The sequence below is a fragment of the Kitasatospora sp. NPDC004723 genome, assembly GCF_040609255.1.
Classification (GTDB): domain Bacteria; phylum Actinomycetota; class Actinomycetes; order Streptomycetales; family Streptomycetaceae; genus Kitasatospora.
Genome location: NZ_JBEXJT010000029.1, coordinates 1 through 19,233 on the forward strand (window position 1 = coordinate 1; position 19,233 = coordinate 19,233).

The following is a 19,233-nucleotide window of genomic DNA, read 5'->3' on the forward strand; positions in this document are numbered from 1 at the left end:
CATCCAACTCGCTGGCGTCTTCTGCGGCTTGACGCCCCGTCCGACGTTTCAAACTCTAGCCGATCACCGCTCCGAAAAGCGAATCCGGCCGCAATTCCCGAAAATGCACACGCCGAATAAACCCCATGCCGGGGAGGCGTAGACATTTCCAGAGGATTGGCCGCTCCGGGACCGTCCGCGCCGATGCGTGTCCGGTGCTCCCTGCCGAGCGACTAGGGAACACTACGCCGGTTCTCGTCCGAAGGCAAACGCCAGGGAAACTCCCGGGCATGCCGCAGGCCGGCCCGCGCACCCACGGACCGGCCTGCGTCGCCCCCGACTCAGTTGTTGGTCGGGAAGCCGAGGTTGATACCGCCGTGCGACGGGTCCAGCCAGCGCTGGGTGACCGCCTTGCCGCGGGTGAAGAACTGCACGCCGTCCTGGCCGTACGCGTGGGTGTCGCCGAACAGCGAGGCCTTCCAGCCTCCGAAGGAGTAGTAGGCGACCGGGACCGGGATCGGCACGTTGATGCCGACCATGCCGACCTCCACCTCGTACTGGAAGCGCCGGGCCGCACCGCCGTCGTTGGTGAAGATGGCGGTGCCGTTGCCGTACGGGTTGGCGTTGATGAGGGCGAGGCCCTCCTCGTAGGAGGCGACCCGCACCACGGAGAGGACCGGACCGAAGATCTCGTCGGTGTAGACGGACATGCCGGGCTTCACGTGGTCGAACAGCGTGGGGCCGAGCCAGAAGCCGTCCGCGGTCGGCGTGCCGTCGCGGTCCTCGGCGGTGACCGGGTGCTTGCGGCCGTCGACGGCCAGCTCGGCGCCGTCGGCGAGGCCGGACTCCACGTAGGAGGTGACCTTGTCCCGGTGCTGGCCGGTGACCAGCGGGCCCATCTCCGACTCGCCGTTGCAGCCGGGGCCGACGGTGAGGGTGGCCATCCGCTGCCTGATCTTCTCCACCAGCTCGTCGCCGATCGGGTCGACGGCGACCAGGACCGAGACGGCCATGCAGCGCTCGCCGGCCGCGCCGAAGCCGGCGTTGACGGCGGCGTCGGCGCTGAGGTCGAGGTCGGCGTCGGGCAGGACCAGCATGTGGTTCTTGGCCCCGCCGAGGGCCTGCACGCGCTTGCCGTAGCGGGTGCCGGTCTCGTAGACGTAGCGGGCGATCGGGGTGGAGCCGACGAAGCTGACCGACTTGATGTCGGGGTGCTCCAGCAGGCGGTCGACCGCGACCTTGTCACCGTGCACGACGTTGAAGACGCCGTCGGGCAGACCGGCCTCCTTCCACAGCTCGGCGAGGAAGTTGGCGGCGGCCGGGTCCTTCTCGGAGGGCTTGACGACCACGGTGTTGCCGGCCGCGATGGCGATCGGGAAGAACCACATCGGCACCATGGCCGGGAAGTTGAAGGGCGAGATGATCGCGACCGGGCCGAGCGGCTGGCGGATCGAGTAGACGTCGACGCCGGTCGAGGCCTGCTCGGTGTAGCCGCCCTTGAGCAGCTGCGGGATGCCGCAGGCGTACTCGACGACCTCCAGGCCGCGGGCGATCTCGCCGAGCGCGTCCGAGTGCACCTTGCCGTGCTCGGCGACGATGATCGAGGCGAGCTCGTCCTTGCGGGCGTTGAGCAGCTCGCGGAAGGAGAAGAGCACCGTGGCGCGCTTGGCGACCGAGGTGGTGCGCCACTCGGTGAAGGCCGAGGCGGCGGCGGCGACCGCCTGGTCGACCTCCACGACCTCCGCGAAGTCGACCTGGCCCGTGACCCGGCCGGTGGCCGGGTCGAAGATGTCACCGCGGCGGGGCGCGGCACCGGCGGTGGCGACCGGCCGGCCGCCGATCCAGTGGGTGATGTGCTTGCTCAAGGTCCGTCTGCCTCCGAAGTCGGGGCGGCCTGACGCCACCGGTCCCTGGTGTGGCGCCACCCGTCCGAGAACGGGCGGCGGGGTCACGGGGGCTACCGCGCTCACGTTCCAGTCTGCTGGCCGCTCCGGGCGGTCTCAACGAACAGGCTGACGGGGATCGAGGATTCAGCCTTACAGGTCGTCGGACAGAGCCGCCTTCCGGGTGACGGACGTCCGGGTTGGCCGAGTGGACGCTCAGGCCTCCTCCTGGTCCTCCAGGTAGGGATCGTGCAGGCCGTCCGCCGCCTCCTGCGTCTCCAGCAGGTCCAGCCGGAGGTCCTGCGCCCAGGCCAGTGCCCACCGCTTCAGTTCGTCGACCTCCCCGGCGGGCAGACCGCGTGCCCGGAACCGGCCGTCGGCGGCCTCGGCCAGCGTCTCCAGCCGCTCGGCGAGCGCGGTGGGCTGGAACTCGGTGTCCAGCCCGGTGGCCATGGCGAGCAGTTCGCCCTCGCGGTAGCAGGCGGTGAGCGCGTGCACGTCGATCAGGTCGCGGGGCAGGGCGCGGTCGACGAGCAGCGCGGTGGTGAGGGCGGCGGCGTCCTCCAGGGCGACGACGGTCACCGTCGGCGGGGTGTCGGACGGCCCGCCGAGGCCGATCCGGACCGGACGGTGGCCCAGCGGCTCCTTGCGCAGCTCGACGGTGTGCGCCCGTCCGCCCAGGACGAGCCGCACCGAGAGCTGCTCCAGCCGGGGCGTGCCGGGGCGCTCCGCGACCCCGCCACCCGCCGCGCGGTAGGCGGCGGCCAGGTCGGCGGCGGTCTGCGGCAGATCGGTGGCACCGGCGGCCACCAGGGTGAGTCCGTCCTGGTCGCAGGCCGGGACGCCGTGGGCGCGCAGCGCGTGGCCGCCGGCCAGGGCGAGCCCGTGCCGGTCGCACACCGGCCGGGCCAGCTCGGCGAGGCGCAGCTGGGCCGGGCCCGGGTGGAGGGACGCGCCGACGGCGTCCGGGGCGGTGGTCACCCCTCCAGTCTGGCGCGCCGCGCGCGGCGGCGCGGCCGGACGGTCACCGGTCGCCGAGTGCGGCGGCGGCCTCGTGCAGGGCGAGCTCCAGGAGGACCGGGTCGCTGAGCCGTCCGGTGCCGTCGGGCGGGACGAGCCAGCGCACGCCCCCGCCGCGGCGGTCGGGGTGGGGGACGACGACCCAGGTGCCCTCCCCCACGCAGCGCACGCCGGTGCCGATCCACCGGGCGGCGGTGCCGACGGGCACCAGGAAGCCGACGTGCTCGTCGCCGAAGTCGGCGAGGACCGGCCCGCAGGCGCCGGCGCCGAGGAGGTCGGCGGCCGGCCGGCCGAGTCGGGCGGGGACGGAGAGGACGTCCCAGTGCCGCCCGGCCGGGAGCAGCACCAGCCCGAGGCCGGTGCGCTCCCACTGCTCCCGGAAGGCCGCCGGGTCGGGTGCGGCCTGGGCCAGCCAGTCCAGTCCGGTGATCTCCATGTGCTGTCCCCGCTCTGCGCGTCGGTGCGTTCGGTGGCGGCGGAACGCGTGGAGACCCGCCGTCACCAACGAGAGGGGGACGGCGGGTCTCTCTTACACGCTTCGCGCCGCCGTCGACCCGTTCGGGGCAGCGGCCCGGGAAGTGGCGGGAATCAGCTGTCGAAGCCGAGCCCTATCCGGTCCAGGGTGCGCAGCCAGAGGTTGCGCCGCCCGCCGGTGCGGTCGGAGTGTTCCAGCGAGCGGGTGGTGATCCCGATGCCGGCCCAGCGGACCGGCTCGGGCGGGAACGGCAGCGGCTTGCGGCGGACCATCTCCAGTTCGGTGCGCTCGGTGCGCTCCCCCGCGAGCAGGTCGAGCATGACCTCGGCACCGAACCGGGTGGCGCCGACGCCGAGGCCGGTGAAGCCGGCGGCGTAGGCGACCTTGCCGCGGTGGGCGGTGTCGAAGAAGGCGGAGAACCTGCTGCAGGTGTCGATCGCGCCGCCCCAGGCGTTGGTGAAGCGCAGGCCCTCCAGCTGCGGGAAGCAGTGGAAGAAGTTCCGTGCCAGGGTGCGGAAGGTCTCCGGCCGCTGGTCGTACTCGTGCCGGAGGTGTCCGCCGAAGTGGTAGACGGCGTCGTAGCCGCCCCAGAGGATCCGGTTGTCGGCGGAGAGCCGGAAGTAGTGGAACTTGTTGGCGCTGTCGCTGAGTCCCTGGCGGCCCTGCCAGCCGATGGCCGCGAGCTGCTCGGCGGTGAGCGGCTCGGTCATCAGCGCGTAGTCGTACACCGGGACGATGTACGGACGGACGCGCTTGAGCAGGGACGGGAAGGCGTTGGTTCCGAGCGCCACCTTGCCGGCCAGGACCCGGCCGTAGGGGGTGCGCACGGCCATGCCGGCGCCGTGCTCGCGCAGGGCGGTGGCCGGGGTGTGCTCGAAGATCCGCACGCCCTGGGCCAGGCAGGCCTGCTTGAGGCCCCAGGCGAGCTTGGCGGGGTGGACCATGGCCACGCCGTCCTTGTCCCAGATCCCGCCGAGGAAGGTCGGCGAGTCGACCTGGGCGCGCAGTTCGTCGCGGTCGAGCACGGTGATGTCGAGGCCGTAGCGGGCGACGGCCTCGGCCACCTCGTGCAGTTCGTCGAGCTGGTGCGGTTGGGTGGCGATGTCGATCTCGCCGGTGCGCTCCCACTCGGCGTCGATGCCGTGGCGCTCCAGGGTGCTCTCGATGCCGTCCAGGTTGGCGGCGCCGAGGCGTTCCAGCTGTCCGAGTTCGGAGGGCCAGCGCTGCAGGCCGTTGCCGAAGCCGTGGGTCAGGCTGGCCGCGCAGAATCCGCCGTTGCGCCCCGACGCGGCCCACCCCGCCTCCTTGCCCTCGACCAGGACGACGTCCAGTGCGGGGTCGCGCTCCTTGGCGATGAGCGCGGTCCAGAGGCCGGAGTAGCCACCGCCGACGACCAGCAGGTCGCAGGTGGTGTCGCCGACCAGGGCGGGCAGTGCTGCCGGCCGGCCCGGGTCCTCCAGCCAGAAGGGGGTGGGCCTGGCGTCACTGAGTGCGCGGGCGGAATCCATGCATTATCAGCCACTTTCTACACATTGGTGATGGTGATCGACCGCCTCCCGACGGTACGCCGGGCGGGCGGCCGGGTGGGTCAGGCGGTGGCCTTGCGGCGGTTCCCGAGCCACTGGCCGCCGACGGTGAGCGCGACGGCGGCGATGAACATCGCGGTGCCGATGACGTTGACCTGGACCGGGATGCCGCGCTGCGAGGCGCCCCAGACGAACATCGGGAAGGTGACCGTGGTCGGGCCCGAGTTGAACTGGGTGATGATGAAGTCGTCGAAGGAGAGCGCGAAGCTGAGCAGCGCGCCGGCCGCGATGCCGGGGGCGGCGAGCGGCAGGGTGACCCGCAGGAAGGTCTGCACGGGGGTGGCGTAGAGGTCCTGGGCGGCCTGTTCGAGCCTCGGGTCCATGCTCATCACGCGGGCCTTGACCGCCGTCACCACGAAGCTGAGGCAGAACATGATGTGCGCGATGAGGATGGTGGTGAAGCCGAACGGGATGCGCATGTTGAGGAAGAGGGTGCCCAGCGAGGCGGCCATCACGACCTCGGGCATCGCCATCGGCAGGAAGATCATCGCACTGGTGGCGGCCTTGCCGCGGAAGCGGTAGCGGGCCAGGGCGAAGGCGACCATGGTGCCGAGCACGGTGGCGCCGATGGTGGCGGAGACCGCGATCCGCAGGCTGAGCGAGAGCGACTGGCACATGTCGGCCACGCCGCAGGGATCGGTCCAGGCGTCGGTGGAGAACTCGTTCCACTCGTAGTTGAACTTGCCGACCGGCTTGTTGAACGAGAAGGCCAGCACGACGAGGTTGGGCAGCACCAGGTAGGCGAGGGCCAGCAGGCCGGCCAGCACCACCAGGTTGCGGCGGATCCAGGCGATCACTCGGGACATCAGACCAGTTCCTCCGTCCCGGCCTTGCGCATGTAGACCGTCACGATGCCCAGGATCAGGGCCATCAGGATGAAGCTCAGCGCGGCCGCGGTGGGGTAGTCGAGCACGTTCAGGAACTGCTTCTGGATGCCGTTGCCGACCATCTGCTCGCTCGGCGAGCCCAGCAGCTGGGCGTTGATGTAGTCGCCGGAGGCGGGGATGAAGGTGAGCAGGGTGCCGGCGACCACGCCGGGCAGCGAGATCGGGAAGGTCACCTTGCGGAAGGTGGTGAACGGGCGGGCGTAGAGGTCGCCGGCGGCCTCGTGCAGGCGCGGGTCGATCCGCTCCAGCGAGGTGTACAGCGGCAGGATCATGAACGGCAGGAAGTTGTAGGTGAGGCCGCAGACCACGGCGAGCGGGGTGGCGAGCACCCGGTCCCCCTCGGTGAGGCCGAGGGCGGAGGTGACGTCGAGGACGTGCAGGGCGTCGAGCGCGCCGACCACCGGGCCGCCGTCCGAGAGGATGGTCTTCCAGGCGAGGGTGCGGATCAGGAAGCTGGTGAAGAACGGCGCGATGACCAGGATCAGCATGACGTTGCGCCAGCGCCGGCTCACCTTGAAGGCGATGGTGTAGGCGAGCGGGTAGCCGATGGCGAGGCAGAGCACGGTGGCGGTGGCGGCGTAGCCGAACGAGCGCACGAAGTGCCACTTGTACTCGACCAGGGCGTCCCAGTAGGTGGCGAGGTGCCAGGTGACGCGGAAGCCGTCCTCCAGCGAGCCGGTCTGCAGCGAGGTGGAGCCCTGGTAGACCAGCGGCACCGCGAAGAAGACGACCAGCCAGGCTATGCCGGGCAGCAGCAGCCAGTACGGGGTGAGCCGCCGCCGGGGCTTGGGCTCCGCCGCGGGGAGGGGGACGACCTGGGGTGGCGCGGCCGGGGTGGTGGCGGTCATGCGGCGGCCTCCCCGGTGCCCGCGTCGATCGCCTGGGCGGCGTCCAGGGCGAAGGAGTGGGCCGGGTTCCAGTGCAGCACGACGGGGGCGCCGGGGACGATCCGGGCGTCGCGCTCCATGTTCTGCTCGAAGACGGTGACCTCCTGGCCGCCGTCGGTGCGCACCAGGTACTGGGTGGAGACGCCGATGAAGCTGGAGTCGACGACGGTGCCGGCGAGCCGGTTGCGGCCGTCGGCGACCTCGGTGGAGCCGTGCTCGATGGTGATCTTCTCCGGCCGCACGCCGAGGTGGACCCGGGTGGCGCCGGTGGCGCAGCGTGCCTTGGGGACGGTGAGCCGGGCGCCGGCGGCGGTTAGCAGCAGGTCCTCGCCGGCGCCGCCGGCGACCTCGGCGGCCAGCAGGTTGGACTGGCCGAGGAAGTTGGCCACGAAGGTGGTGGCGGGGTTCTCGTAGAGCTCGGCGGGGGCGCCCAGCTGCTCGACCCGGCCGCCGTTCATCACCGCGATGGTGTCGGCCATGGTCATGGCCTCCTCCTGGTCGTGGGTGACGTGCACGAAGGTGATGCCGACCTCGGTCTGAATCCGCTTGAGCTCCAGCTGCATCTGGCGGCGGAGCTTGAGGTCGAGGGCGCCGAGCGGCTCGTCGAGGAGCAGCACCTGGGGGTGGTTGATGAGCGCGCGGGCGACGGCGACGCGCTGCTGCTGGCCGCCGGAGAGCTGGTGCGGCTTGCGCCGGGCGTACTGGCCGAGCTCGACCAGTTCGAGCATCTCGTCGACCTGCTTCTTGACGTCCTTCTTGCCGCGGCGGCGCAGGCCGAAGGCGACGTTCTCGAAGATGTCGAGGTGCGGGAAGAGCGCGTAGCTCTGGAAGACGGTGTTCACCGGCCGCTTGTACGGGGGGAGCGCGGTGACGTCCTGGCCGCCGATCAGGACGGTGCCGCTGGTGGGCTCCTCCAGGCCGGCGATCATCCGCAGGGTGGTGGTCTTGCCGCAGCCGGAGGCGCCGAGCAGGGCGAAGAAGGAGCCCTGCGGGACGGTCAGGTCCAGCGGGTGGACGGCGGTGAAGGAGCCGTAGGTCTTGCCGATGCCGGTGAGGCGGACATCGCCGCCGGCGGCCGCGGAGCTCTGCTGCTCTGTCATGGGTGGTGTCTCTCTGGTTTTCTCTGCCGTCAGTGGGGGTCAGGCGCCGATGAGCTTGGAGAACTTCTCCTCGAAGTCGCTCTCCTCGGTCTCGGTGAGGGTCCGGAAGACGTGCGCCTTGGCCGCCATCTCGGGGGTGGGGACGACCAGCGGGTTGGCCGCGCTGTCCGGGGCGATGGCGGCCAGCTCCTCCTTCATGCCGGCGACGGCGGAGACGAAGCCGATGCCCGCGGTCAGCCGGGCCGCGATCTTCGGCTGGTAGTAGAAGTCGATCAGCTTCTCGGCGTTCGTCTTGTGCTGGGCCTTGGCCGGGACCAACAGGTTGTCGGTGCTGCTCACGAAGCCCTTCTCGGGGATGGCGAACTCGATGTCGGGGTTGTCGGCCCGCAGCTGGATCAGGTCGCCGCCCCAGGCGACGCAGGCCGCGATGTCGCCGGAGGAGAGCTCCTGGCCGTAGTCGTTGCCGGTGAAGCGGCGGATCTGCTTGTTGTCGACGGCCTTCTGCAGCCGGGCGACGGCGGCCCCGTAGTCGTCGGCGGTGAACTTCGCCGGGTCCTTGCCCATGTCCAGCAGGGTGATGCCGATGCTGTCGCGCATCTCGGAGAGGAAGGTCACCCGGCCCTTGAGGTCGGGGTCCTCCAGCAACTGGGCGACGCTGGTGACCTCCTTCCCCTTGGTGGCCCGCTTGTTGTAGGCGACGACCACCTGGATGCCGGCCCACGGGTAGCTGTAGAGCCGGCCCGGGTCCCAGTCCGGGGCGCGGAAGCGGGAGTCGACGGTGGTGATCGCGGTGGTGACGTTGGCCGGGTTGAGCTTCTGCGCCCAGCCGAGGCGGATCATCCGGGCGGCCATCCAGTCGGTGAGCACCATCAGGTCGCGGCCGGTGTCCTGGCCGGCCGCGAGCTGCGGCTTGACCTTGCCGAAGAACTCGACGTTGTCGTTGACGTCCTCGGTGTACTTGACCTTGATCCCGGTGGCGGCCGTGAAGGCCTCCAGGGTGCCGTGCTTCTCCTTGTCGTTCTCGTCGGCGTCGATGTAGAGCGGCCAGTTGGAGAAGTTCACCTCCCGCTCGCTCTCCGAGAGGTCCTTGGCGGCGTTCGCGGTGGAGTCGCCGGTCCCGTTGACGGTCCTGGCCGGCGGGATGCCGCAGGCGGCCAGTGAGCCCGCGCCGGCGGTGAGGGCGGCGGCGCGCAGCACGGTACGCCTGCTGAGGGCGGCCCGGCCACTGGTCAGACTGCGTTCCCAGGCCTTGCGGACCGGTTCCGACAGTCCGTCGGTGAGCTCGTTGAACGCCATGGGACGGGCCTCCTGGGGGGCGAAGGGGGTGTGGGGGACCACCCGGTCCGGTTATCTGTCTCCGAAGACGGTGCGGTGCCAGTCCTTGCGGGCGACCGCGGTGGTGTCGAACATGACGTGCTTGACCTGGGTGTACTCGTCCAGCGAGTACTGCGACATGTCCTTTCCGTAGCCGGAGGACTTGTAGCCGCCGTGCGGCATCTCGCTGATGATCGGGATGTGGTCGTTGACCCAGACGCAGCCGGCCGCGATCTCGCGGGTGGCGCGCAGCGAGCGGTGCACATTGCCGGTCCAGGCCGAGGCGGCCAGGCCGTAGGGGGTGTCGTTGGCCAGCCGCAGGCCCTCGTCGTCGCTGTCGAAGGGCAGCACGACCAGGACCGGCCCGAAGATCTCGCCCTGGACGACCTCGCTGTCCTGGGCGGCGCCGGTGATCAGGGTGGGGCGGTAGTAGGCGCCGCGGGTGAGGTCGCTGCCGTCGTGGCCCTTCGCGGGGGCGGCGCCGCCGGTGACCACGGTCGCGTAGCCGCGGGCGCGCTCGACGAAGCCGGCCACCCGGTCGCGGTGGGTGAAGGAGACCAGCGGGCCGAGGTCGGTCCGCGGGTCGAGCGGGTCGCCCAGCCGGATCGCGCCGTACAGCTCGGCCACGCCGGCCACGAAGGCGTCGTAGAGCGGCCGCTGGACGTAGGCGCGGGTGGCCGCGGTGCAGTCCTGACCGCCGTTGATCAGCGAGGCGGCGACCGCGCCGTGCACGGCGGCGTCCAGGTCGGCGTCGTCGAAGACCACGAACGGGGCCTTGCCGCCGAGCTCCAGGTGGGTGCGCTTGACGGTCGCGGTGGCGAGTTCGGCGACCCGCTTGCCCACCGCGGTGGAGCCGGTGAAGGAGACCATGGCGACGTCCGGGTGCGCGACCAGGTGCTCCCCCGCGACCCGCCCCGCGCCGGTGACGACGTTGACCACGCCGTCCGGGATGCCGGCCAGGGTGCAGGCCCGGGCGAACATCAGCGAGGTCAGCGGGGTCAGCTCGGCCGGCTTGAGGACGATGGTGTTGCCCGCCGCGATGGCCGGCAGGACCTTCCAGGCGGCCATCTGCAGCGGGTAGTTCCAGGGCGAGATCGAGCCGACCACGCCGATCGCCTCGCGCCGCACGTACGAGGTGTGGTCGCCGGAGTACTCGCCCGCGGCCTTGCCCTCCAGGTTGCGGGCGGCCCCGGCGAAGAAGGCGGTGTTGTCGATGGTGCCGGGCACGTCGAACTCGGTGGAGAGCTTGATCGGCTTGCCGGTCTGCGCGGTCTCGACCCGGGCCAGGTCCCCGGCCGCGTCGGTGAGGATCGCGGCCAGCCGGGTCAGGGCCTCGGAGCGGGCACCGGGGGTGGCACCGGCCCACCCGGGCAGGGCGGCCCGGGCGGCGGCCACGGCCTCGTCGACCTGCTCGGTGGAGGCCAGGGCGACCTCCTCGACGACGCTGCCGTCGGCCGGGTTGACGACCTGGAAGGGAGCACCGCTCCCCCGGCTCCGCCGGCCCGCGATGTACTGCGCGCCCGCGCCGAAGTCGGTCAGGTCCATAACTTCCTCCAAGTCCCGGTGGTTCGTGTGCCGCACGGACGGCCGTGCCGGCCCCGCCGTGCCGCACTCGTCGGCGGGCCGAGGGCCGCACCGGCGCCCTCCGACCGAACGGGCCGGGTGCGGGGGCGCGGGGTGCGGGGATCCGGTGCGGGGCATCAAACCGGCTGATCACCGGTGCTGTCCAGGTCTCACCATTGCCGACTCGCTGACCATGCCCGCTGCCGCGGGGGCGTGACAAGGGTCACTGCGACAACCTCGGCGCGAAGCGCCTTACAAGGTGCAAGGCTTCGGGCAGGGCAACAGATCGTCGCCGCGATGGATGATTGCCTGACACTCTGAACCCTGGAGGCCGCGTTGCTCCCCACCGTCGCCCATGTGCTCGACCTGGAGGTGATGCGCCGCGGCCTGCCCCAGGTGGTGGCCGGCGCCGACCACCTGGAACGTCCGGTCCGCTGGGTGCACGTCAGCGAGCTGCCCGACGTCGCGGGCATGCTGCAGGGCGGCGAGCTGGTGCTGAGTACCGGCATCGCCCTGCCCGAGGACCGCGAGGGGCTGGCCCGGTACGTGCGCGAGCTCGCCGACATCGGCGCCGCCGGGCTGGTCATCGAGTACGGCCGGCGCTACTTCGACACCCTGCCGCGGGCCCTGGTGCACGCCGCCGAGCAGCGCGGACTGCCGCTGATCGCGCTCCGCCGCGAGCTGCGCTTCGTCGCCGTCACCGAGGCGGTGCACGCCCTGGTGGTCAACGCCCAGCTGGAGCAGCTGCGCACCTCGGAGGCGATCCACCAGGTCTTCAACGAGCTGGTCGTGGAGGGCGCCGAACCGTCCGAGGTGGTCCGGCAGGTGGCCCGGATCGCGGGCTCGCCGGTCGTCCTGGAGAACCTCGCCCACCAGGTGCTCACCCACGACCCCGCCGGGCGGCCCGAGGCCGAGCTGCTGGAGGACTGGGAGCGCCGCTCGCGGGGCGTGCGCCCGACCGGGCGCACCGGCCACGACCCCCGCAGCGGCTGGCTGGTCACCACCGTCGGCGCCCGCGGCCAGGACTGGGGGCGGCTGGTGCTGGTGCAGGAGCCGGGACCGCTGCCGGAGGGCGGCCCGCACCCGTACACCATGCTGCTGGAGCGCGGTGCCTCCGCGCTGGCGCTCAACCGGCTGGTGGTCCGCGACCGGGAGAGCCTGGAGCGGCAGACCCACCGCACCCTGCTCTCCGGCATCCTCACCCATGCGCTGACCGTCTCCGACGTGGCGCTGCGCGCCCAGGCGCTCGGCGTCCCGCTGGAGGGACGGCGGCTGGTCGGCGCGGTGCTGCGCCAGCGGCGCGGCCCGATTCCCGCCGCGCTGGAGGCACAGGCCCGGCTGCGAGACTTCACCGAACTCGCGGCGAGCGCCGTCCGCACCTGCCGGCTCTCCGCGCTGGTCGGCGCGCTGGACGACGAGGGCGTCGGCGTGCTGATCGCGCTCGGCCCGCAGCAGGACGAGCACGCCGCACTGGACGCCTTCGCCGCGGCGCTGCGCCGGCTGGCCGCCGAGGCGGCCCGGGACCCGGCCGCGCCGGCGCCGGTGGTCGCGGTCGGCTCCTCGGTCGGCTCGGTCCGCGACGCCCGGCGCACCCTGCTGGAGGCCACCCAGGTCGCCGACGCCGCGCTGCACGACGGGCCCGGCGGCCGGGCGGCGTCGTACTACCGGCTGCCCGACGTACGGCTGCGCGGCCTGCTGCACCTGCTGCGCGACGACGCCCGGCTGCAGACCTACGTGGAACGGGAGCTGGGCCCGCTGCTCGCCTTCGACGCCGAGCACAACGGCCAGCTGGTGCAGATGCTGCGGATCTACCTGGAGCAGGGCCGGAACAAGTCCGCGGCCGCCGACGCCGCGCACCTGTCCCGGCCGTCCTTCTACGACCGGCTGCACAAGGTCGAGCGGATCCTGGGCGTCGACCTCGACCAGGTCGAGTCCTGCCTCTCCCTGCACGTCGCCCTGCTCGCGCTGGACGCCGTGCGCCGGTGAGTGCGCCGGTGACCGTGCGCCGCGACGGCGGACGCCTAGCTAGACGCCGGTGATCCGGGTCCACACCTTGTGCAGGGCGGGCCGCTCGGCGGAGGTGACGTCGCGCATGGTGTGCAGCCGGGCGCGCATCTCCTCGGTCGGGAAGACCAGCGGGTGCTCCGCCAGCTCCGCCTTCTCCCGGTCCCCGCTGGCCGCCAGCACCTCGCGGGCGGCCGGCACCGGGCAGATGTACTGCACGGCGGCGGCCAGCTCGGCGGCCACCTCGGGCCGGTAGTAGTGGTCGATCAGCAGCTCGGCGTTGCGCTTGTGCACGGCCCGGTTGGGGATCAGCAGGCTCTCCGCCCACAGCTCACCGCCCTCCTCCGGGACCACGAAGGCGATGTCCGGGTTCTCGGCGGTGAGCTGGACGGCGTCGCCCGAGTACGCCTGGCAGGCCAGCGCGGCGCCGGAGGCCAGGTCGCTGGTGTAGTCGTTGCCGGTGAAGCGGCGCACGTGCCGGCTGTCGACCATCCGCTGCACCAGGTCCATCGCCCGGTTGGCGTCGTCCTCGGTGAAGGCCGTGATGTCGGCGCCGTGCGAGAGCATCAGCAGGCCGAGCGCCTCGTCCAGCCCGGCGAACAGGGTGACCCGGCCCTTCAGGTCGGGCGCCCACAGGTCGGAGACGGACTTCAGCTCGCGGCCCAGCTCCTTGCGGTTGTAGGCGATCCCGGTGATCCCGGACTGCCAGGGCACGCTGTGCCGGCGCCCGGGGTCGACCGCCGGGTCGGCCAGCTGCGGGTCCAGCTGCGCCGTGACGTTGGGCAGGTTGGCCCGGTCGACGGCCTGCACCCAGCCGAGCCCGATGTAGCGGCCGACCATCCAGTCGCTGACCACCATCAGGTCGCGGCCGGGGTCGGTGCCCTGGGTGAGCACCGGCCCCATCTTGCCGAAGAACTCGTCGTTGTCGTTGATGTCCTCGGTGTAGGTGACCTTGATCCCGGTCCGCTCGGTGAAGTCGTCCAGGGTCGGGCGTCCGCCGTCGTCGTCGACGTCGATGTACTGGGTCCAGTTGGAGAAGCCCAGCCGCTTCTCGCCCTCCGAGCGGTCGGGGGCGGAGCGGCGGTCCTCGTCCACGTAGGCGGCCGGGATGCCGCAGCCGGTCAGGGCCGCGGTCCCGAACAGTCCGGCGGTGGCGCCGAGCATCCGGCGGCGGGTCGGACGGCGGGCCCCGCTCGGGCGGCGGGTCGGGGTGGTGCTGGGCATGGTGGGGCCTCCGGGGCGTGGAACGGCCCCGGACGCACGGGGGGTGGCGCCCGGGGCCGTTCTGTCGGTGGGTCAGACGGTGTGCGCGTCGGTGAGCGACAGCACCTCGTCGAGGACGGCGAGGCCGGTCTTCGCCTCCTCCTCGGTGACGGTGCACGGCGGGACGACGTGGAAGCGGTTCATGTTGACGAACGGCCACAGCCCGCGCTGCTTGCAGGCGGCGGCCAGCTCGGCCATCGGCGCGTTGGCGGCGCCGGCCGCGTTGTACGGCACCAGCGGCTCGCGGGTCTCCCGGTCCTTCACCAGGTCGAGTGCCCAGAAGACGCCGAGGCCGCGCACCTCGCCGACGGACGGGTGGCGCTCGGCCAGCTCGCGCAGGCCGGGGCCGAGCACGGTCTCGCCGATGTGCTTGGCGTTCTCGACGATGCCCTCCTCGGCCATCGTCTTGATGGTCGCCACCGCGGAGGCGCAGGCCAGCGGGTGGCCGGAGTAGGTGAGCCCGCCGGGGAACGCGCGCTCGGCGAAGGTGGCGGCGATCTCGGCGCTGATCGCCACGCCGCCGAGCGGCACGTAGCCGGAGTTGACGCCCTTGGCGAAGGTGAGCAGGTCCGGGGTGACGCCCCAGTGGTCGGCGGCGAACCACTCACCGGTGCGGCCGAAGCCGGCCATCACCTCGTCGAGGATGAAGACGATGCCGTAGCGGTCGCAGATCTCCCGGACGCCGGCCAGGTAGCCGGGCGGCGGGACGAGGATGCCCGCGGTGCCGACCACGGTCTCCAGGATGATCGCGGCGACGGTCCCGGGACCCTCGAAGGCGAGGATCTGCTCCAGGTGGGCCAGCGCGCGCTCGCACTCCTGCGCCTCGTTCTCGGCGTGGAAGCTGGAGCGGTACGGGTACGGGCCCCAGAAGTGCACGATGCCGGAGACGCCGGTCTCGTTGGCCCACCGGCGCGGGTCGCCGGTCAGGGCGATCGCGTTGGCGGTGGCGCCGTGGTACGAGCGGTAGGTGGAGAGCACCTTCTGCCGGCCGGTGTGCAGCCGGGCCAGCCGGATGGCGTTCTCGTTGGCCTCGGCGCCGCCGTTGGTGAAGAAGATCTTGTCAAGGTCGCCCGGGGTGCGCTCGGCGATCAGCCGGGCGGCCTCGCTGCGCGACTCGACCGCGAAGCCGGGGGCGATGGTGCAGAGCTTCGCCGCCTGCTCCTGGATCGCCGCGACCACCTTCGGGTGCTGGTGCCCGATGTTGGTGTTGACCAGCTGGGAGGAGAAGTCCAGGTAGCGGTTGCCGTCGTAGTCCCAGAAGTACGAGCCCTCGGCGCCGGCCACCGCGAGGGGGTCGATCAGCGCCTGGGCGGACCACGAGTGGAAGACGTGCGCGCGGTCGGCGGCCTTGACGGCCTGGCCGGCGGCTGAGTCAGCGGTGGGGATGCTCATGCGGCAAGGCTAGGGACTCGTCGGACCGAAATGGAGGTCCATCCTGTCAGCCGGTCGTGCCGCCCACCGACAGGGTGCAAAGGCAGAGGGCCCGGGTCACGAAGACCCGGGCCCTATGTCCGATCACGCGATCAATGTCTCATCAGATCGCGGTCATACAGCGCCGACGGTCACGACCCGCTAGATCGCGGTCATGACGTGCTTCACGCGGGTGTAGTCCTCGAAGCCGTAGGAGGAGAGGTCCTTGCCGTAGCCGGACTTCTTGAAGCCACCGTGCGGCATCTCGGCGACCAGCGGGATGTGGGTGTTGATCCAGACGCAGCCGAAGTCCAGGCGGCGCGACATCCGCATGGCACGGGCGTGGTCCTTGGTCCACACCGAGGAGGCCAGCGCGAACTCGACACCGTTGGCGTAGCCGACGGCCTGCTCCTCGTCGTTGAACTTCTGCACGGTAATGACCGGGCCGAAGACCTCGTTCTGGATGATCTCGTCGTCCTGCTGCAGGCCGGAGACGACGGTCGGGGCGTAGAAGTAGCCCTTGTCGCCGACCCGGTGACCGCCGGCCTCGACCTTGGCGTGCTCCGGCAGGCGCTCGATGAAGCCGGAGACCTGCTTCAGCTGGTTGGCGTTGTTCAGCGGGCCGTACAGCACGTCCTCGTCGTCCACGCCACCGGTCTTGGTCTCGGCGGCGGCCTTGGCCAGCGCCTCGACGAAGGCGTCGTGGATCGACTCGTGCACCAGCACGCGGGTGGCGGCGGTGCAGTCCTGGCCGGCGTTGAAGAAGCCCGCCACCGAGATGCCCTCGACGGCCTCGGCGATGTCGGCGTCCTCGAAGACCACGACCGGGGCCTTGCCGCCCAGCTCCAGGTGGACGCGCTTGACGTCCTTGGAGGCGGACTCGGCGACCTGGATGCCGGCGCGCACCGAGCCGGTGATGGAGGCCATCGCCGGGGTGCTGTGCTCGACCATCAGACGGCCGGTCTCGCGGTCGCCGCAGATCACGTTGAAGACGCCGGCCGGCAGCTCCAGCTCCTTGAGCACGCCGCCGATGATCTCGGCCAGCAGCACGGTGGAGGCCGGGGTGGTGTCGGAGGGCTTCAGCACCACGGTGTTGCCGGCGGCGATGGCCGGGGCGAACTTCCAGACGGCCATCATCATCGGGTAGTTCCACGGCGCGACCTGGGCGCAGACGCCGACCGGCTCGCGGCGGACGATCGAGGTCATGCCGTCCATGTACTCACCGGCGGCCTTGCCCTCCAGCAGGCGGGCGGCACCGGCGAAGAACCGGATCTGGTCGACCATCGGGCCGATCTCCTCGGAGAGGGTCAGCGCCCGCGGCTTGCCGGTGTTGCGACACTCGGCGTCCACCAGCTCGTCGGCCCGGTCCTCGACCCGGTCGGCGATCTTGAGCAGCACCTTCTGCCGGGTGCTCGGGGTGGTGTCCCGCCAGACCGGGAACGCGGCCGCGGCGGACTCCATGGCGGCGTCCACGTCGGAGGCACCGGACAGCGGGGACGTCGCGTAGACCTCGCCGGTGGTGGGGTCGACGATGTCGAGCGTGCGGCCGTCGGCCGCATCGACGAACTCACCGTTGATGTAGTTGCGCAGCGTGCGAAGGTCGCTCACGGGTCTCTCCTCGGTCTCGGCCTGCGGCGTTGCAGAATCCGGCGCCATGGTACGTCGGTCGGACCGGCCGACGAAGGGCGCCGAGTGGCCGCGCCGCAAGTGCCGCGGTCCACTGGTTTGGCGGAATGCGCACGGCGCTGCGGGGCCGCGCGCGTACCGTAGCCAGGGTAGCCCGACGACTGCCGGTATCGACAGGCCGACGGCGCACGGACGATGAAATCCGCATGCGTTTTCCAAGATCGCGACGAAATCAGCAGTTTCCTCGCTTGCGAACACGGGAACGATCGGGCACAGTGGCGGCGTGGCCAACCGCGACCGGAACGCCAGCGTTCCCCTCGACGCCGCCTCCAAGGCGATCATCGAGCAGCTCCAGGAGGACGGGCGCCGCCCGTACGCCGCCATCGGCAAGGCCGTCGGCCTGTCCGAGGCAGCCGTGCGGCAGCGCGTCCAGAAGCTGCTCGACCAGGGCGTGATGCAGATCGTCGCCGTCACGGACCCGCTCACCGTCGGCTTCACCCGCCAGGCGATGGTCGGAATCCGGGTCGAGGGCGACATCGAACCCGTCGCCGACGCGTTGGCCGCCCTCGACGAGGTCGATTACGTCGTCTGCACCGCGGGCTCGTTCGACCTCCTGGCCGAACTGGTCTGCGAGGACGACGAGCACCTGCTCGAAATGATCAACAAGCGCATCCGCGCGCTTCCCGGCGTGCGGAGCACCGAGAGCTTCGTTTACCTGAAGCTCCGGAAACAGACCTACACCTGGGGCACCCGATGACAGCCGACCCGGCGCAGAAGGACCTTTCCAAGACCGCCTACGACCACCTGTGGATGCACTTCACCCGCATGTCGTCGTACGAGAACTCTCCCGTGCCGACCATCGTCAAGGGCGAGGGCACCTACGTCTGGGACGACAAGGGGCGCAAGTACCTCGACGGCCTCGCCGGCCTGTTCGTCGTCCAGGCCGGCCACGGCCGTGAGGAGCTCGCCGAGGCCGCCGCCAAGCAGGCCAAGGAGCTCGCCTTCTTCCCGGTGTGGAGCTACGCCCACCCGAAGGCCGTCGAGCTGGCCGAGCGCCTGGCCAACTACGCCCCGGGCGACCTGAACAAGGTCTTCTTCTCCACCGGTGGCGGCGAGGCCGTCGAGACCGCCTGGAAGCTCGCCAAGCAGTACTTCAAGCTGACCGGCAAGCCGACCAAGTACAAGGTCATCTCGCGCGCCGTCGCCTATCACGGCACCCCGCAGGGCGCCCTGTCGATCACCGGCCTGCCGGGCCTGAAGGCGCCGTTCGAGCCGCTGGTGCCGGGCACCCACAAGGCGCCGAACACCAACATCTACCGCGCCCCGGCCTTCCTCGAGGGCCCCGACGGCACGGTCGACCCCGAGGCCTACGGCCGCTGGTGCGCCGACGAGATCGAGGTGGCCATCCTCAACGAGGGCGCCGAGACCGTCGCGGCCGTCTTCGTCGAGCCGGTGCAGAACGCCGGTGGCTGCTTCCCGCCGCCGCCCGGGTACTTCCAGCGCCTGCGCGAGATCTGCGACCGCCACGACGTGCTGCTGGTCTCGGACGAGGTCATCTGCGCCTTCGGCCGCCTGGGCACCATGTTCGGCGCCGACAAGTTCGGCTACCAGCCCGACATGATCACCTGCGCCAAGGGCATGACCTCGGGCTACTCCCCGATCGGCGCCACGATCATCTCGGACCGCCTGGCCGAGCCGTTCTACAAGGGCGACAACACCTTCCTGCACGGCTACACCTTCGGTGGCCACCCGGTCTCCTCCGCGGTGGCGCTGGCCAACCTCGACATCTTCGAGCGCGAGGGCCTGAACCAGCACGTGCTCGACAACGAGTCGGCCTTCCTGAACACCCTGGGCAAGCTGCGCGACCTGCCGATCGTCGGCGACGTCCGCGGCAACGGCTACTTCTACGGCATCGAGCTCGTGAAGGACAAGGTCACCAAGGAGTCGTTCAACGACGAAGAGGTCGAGCGCGTCCTCTACGGCTTCCTGTCGAAGGCCCTCTTCGACAACGGCCTGTACTGCCGCGCCGACGACCGTGGCGACCCGGTCATCCAGCTGGCCCCGCCGCTGATCTCGAACCAGTCGACCTTCGACGAGATCGAGCAGATCCTGCGGACCAGCCTCACCGACGCGTGGGCGAAGCTCTAACCCTTCGGCTTTCTTCCCCACCCTCAGTCACAGGGCGGTCCCGCTTCGGCGGGGCCGCCCTGCGGCGTTCCGTCCAACGACGGCGGGG

General features: G+C 71.3%; 15 protein-coding genes. 3 read left to right on the top strand and 12 right to left on the bottom strand.

What is annotated here, in order from left to right:
- Window positions 1-320 precede the first annotated feature (320 nt).
- From ABZW10_RS24775 to ABZW10_RS24815, 9 genes are all read right to left on the bottom strand, one after another.
- On the bottom strand, window positions 321-1,844 hold the full coding sequence (locus ABZW10_RS24775) for a CoA-acylating methylmalonate-semialdehyde dehydrogenase (protein WP_355369570.1): 1,524 nt from the start codon (window positions 1,842-1,844) through the stop codon (window positions 321-323).
- 234 nt (window positions 1,845-2,078) lie between these two features.
- Window positions 2,079-2,843 (bottom strand): hypothetical protein, encoded by a 765-nt coding sequence (locus ABZW10_RS24780; protein WP_355369572.1) that lies wholly within the window; start codon window positions 2,841-2,843, stop codon window positions 2,079-2,081.
- Window positions 2,844-2,886: 43 nt separating this feature from the next.
- Window positions 2,887-3,318 (bottom strand): hypothetical protein, encoded by a 432-nt coding sequence (locus tag ABZW10_RS24785; RefSeq protein WP_355369574.1) that lies wholly within the window; start codon window positions 3,316-3,318, stop codon window positions 2,887-2,889.
- 152 nt (window positions 3,319-3,470) lie between these two features.
- Window positions 3,471-4,865: an FAD-dependent oxidoreductase gene (locus ABZW10_RS24790; protein WP_355369576.1), complete on the bottom strand. Its 1,395-nt coding sequence runs from the start codon at window positions 4,863-4,865 to the stop codon at window positions 3,471-3,473.
- An 80-nt stretch (window positions 4,866-4,945) separates the two neighbouring features.
- The gene (locus ABZW10_RS24795) at window positions 4,946-5,749 is read right to left on the bottom strand and encodes an ABC transporter permease (RefSeq protein ID WP_355369578.1); all 804 of its coding nucleotides are present in this window, start codon (window positions 5,747-5,749) and stop codon (window positions 4,946-4,948) included.
- The gene (locus ABZW10_RS24800; protein WP_355369580.1) at window positions 5,749-6,678 is read right to left on the bottom strand and encodes an ABC transporter permease; all 930 of its coding nucleotides are present in this window, start codon (window positions 6,676-6,678) and stop codon (window positions 5,749-5,751) included. The genes ABZW10_RS24795 and ABZW10_RS24800 overlap by 1 nt, the downstream gene beginning before the upstream one ends.
- Entirely contained in the window at window positions 6,675-7,817 is a 1,143-nt protein-coding gene (locus ABZW10_RS24805) for an ABC transporter ATP-binding protein (RefSeq protein ID WP_355369583.1), read from the bottom strand. The genes ABZW10_RS24800 and ABZW10_RS24805 overlap by 4 nt, the downstream gene beginning before the upstream one ends.
- A 39-nt stretch (window positions 7,818-7,856) precedes the next feature.
- Window positions 7,857-9,113, bottom strand: a complete 1,257-nt coding sequence (locus tag ABZW10_RS24810; protein ID WP_355369585.1) for a spermidine/putrescine ABC transporter substrate-binding protein — start codon at window positions 9,111-9,113, stop codon at window positions 7,857-7,859.
- A gap of 51 nt (window positions 9,114-9,164) precedes the next feature.
- Window positions 9,165-10,676, bottom strand: a complete 1,512-nt coding sequence (locus ABZW10_RS24815; protein ID WP_355369587.1) for a gamma-aminobutyraldehyde dehydrogenase — start codon at window positions 10,674-10,676, stop codon at window positions 9,165-9,167.
- Window positions 10,677-11,030: 354 nt separating this feature from the next.
- Between ABZW10_RS24815 and ABZW10_RS24820 the strand changes: the two genes are divergently transcribed.
- Window positions 11,031-12,680, top strand: a complete 1,650-nt coding sequence (locus tag ABZW10_RS24820) for a PucR family transcriptional regulator (RefSeq protein ID WP_355369589.1) — start codon at window positions 11,031-11,033, stop codon at window positions 12,678-12,680.
- Between the two features lie 39 nt (window positions 12,681-12,719).
- On the opposite strand, the gene ABZW10_RS24825 is transcribed toward ABZW10_RS24820, so the two are convergent.
- From ABZW10_RS24825 to ABZW10_RS24835, 3 genes are all read right to left on the bottom strand, one after another.
- Window positions 12,720-13,862, bottom strand: coding sequence for a spermidine/putrescine ABC transporter substrate-binding protein (locus ABZW10_RS24825; protein WP_355369710.1), 1,143 nt, complete (start codon window positions 13,860-13,862; stop codon window positions 12,720-12,722).
- Window positions 13,863-13,994: 132 nt separating this feature from the next.
- Window positions 13,995-15,353, bottom strand: a complete 1,359-nt coding sequence (locus ABZW10_RS24830) for an aspartate aminotransferase family protein (RefSeq protein WP_355369591.1) — start codon at window positions 15,351-15,353, stop codon at window positions 13,995-13,997.
- Between the two features lie 180 nt (window positions 15,354-15,533).
- A complete protein-coding gene (locus tag ABZW10_RS24835) occupies window positions 15,534-17,027 on the bottom strand; it encodes a gamma-aminobutyraldehyde dehydrogenase (protein ID WP_355369593.1) in 1,494 nt (497 codons plus the stop codon).
- Window positions 17,028-17,280: 253 nt separating this feature from the next.
- Here ABZW10_RS24835 and ABZW10_RS24840 point away from each other — a divergent pair, with 253 nt between their 5' ends.
- A complete protein-coding gene (locus ABZW10_RS24840; RefSeq protein WP_030306695.1) occupies window positions 17,281-17,754 on the top strand; it encodes an Lrp/AsnC family transcriptional regulator in 474 nt (157 codons plus the stop codon).
- Window positions 17,751-19,145 carry an aspartate aminotransferase family protein gene (locus tag ABZW10_RS24845; protein ID WP_355369595.1) on the top strand — a complete coding sequence of 465 codons (1,395 nt, stop codon included), beginning with the start codon at window positions 17,751-17,753 and terminating at the stop codon, window positions 19,143-19,145. Before ABZW10_RS24840 ends, ABZW10_RS24845 begins: the two co-directional genes overlap by 4 nt.
- Window positions 19,146-19,233 lie beyond the last annotated feature (88 nt).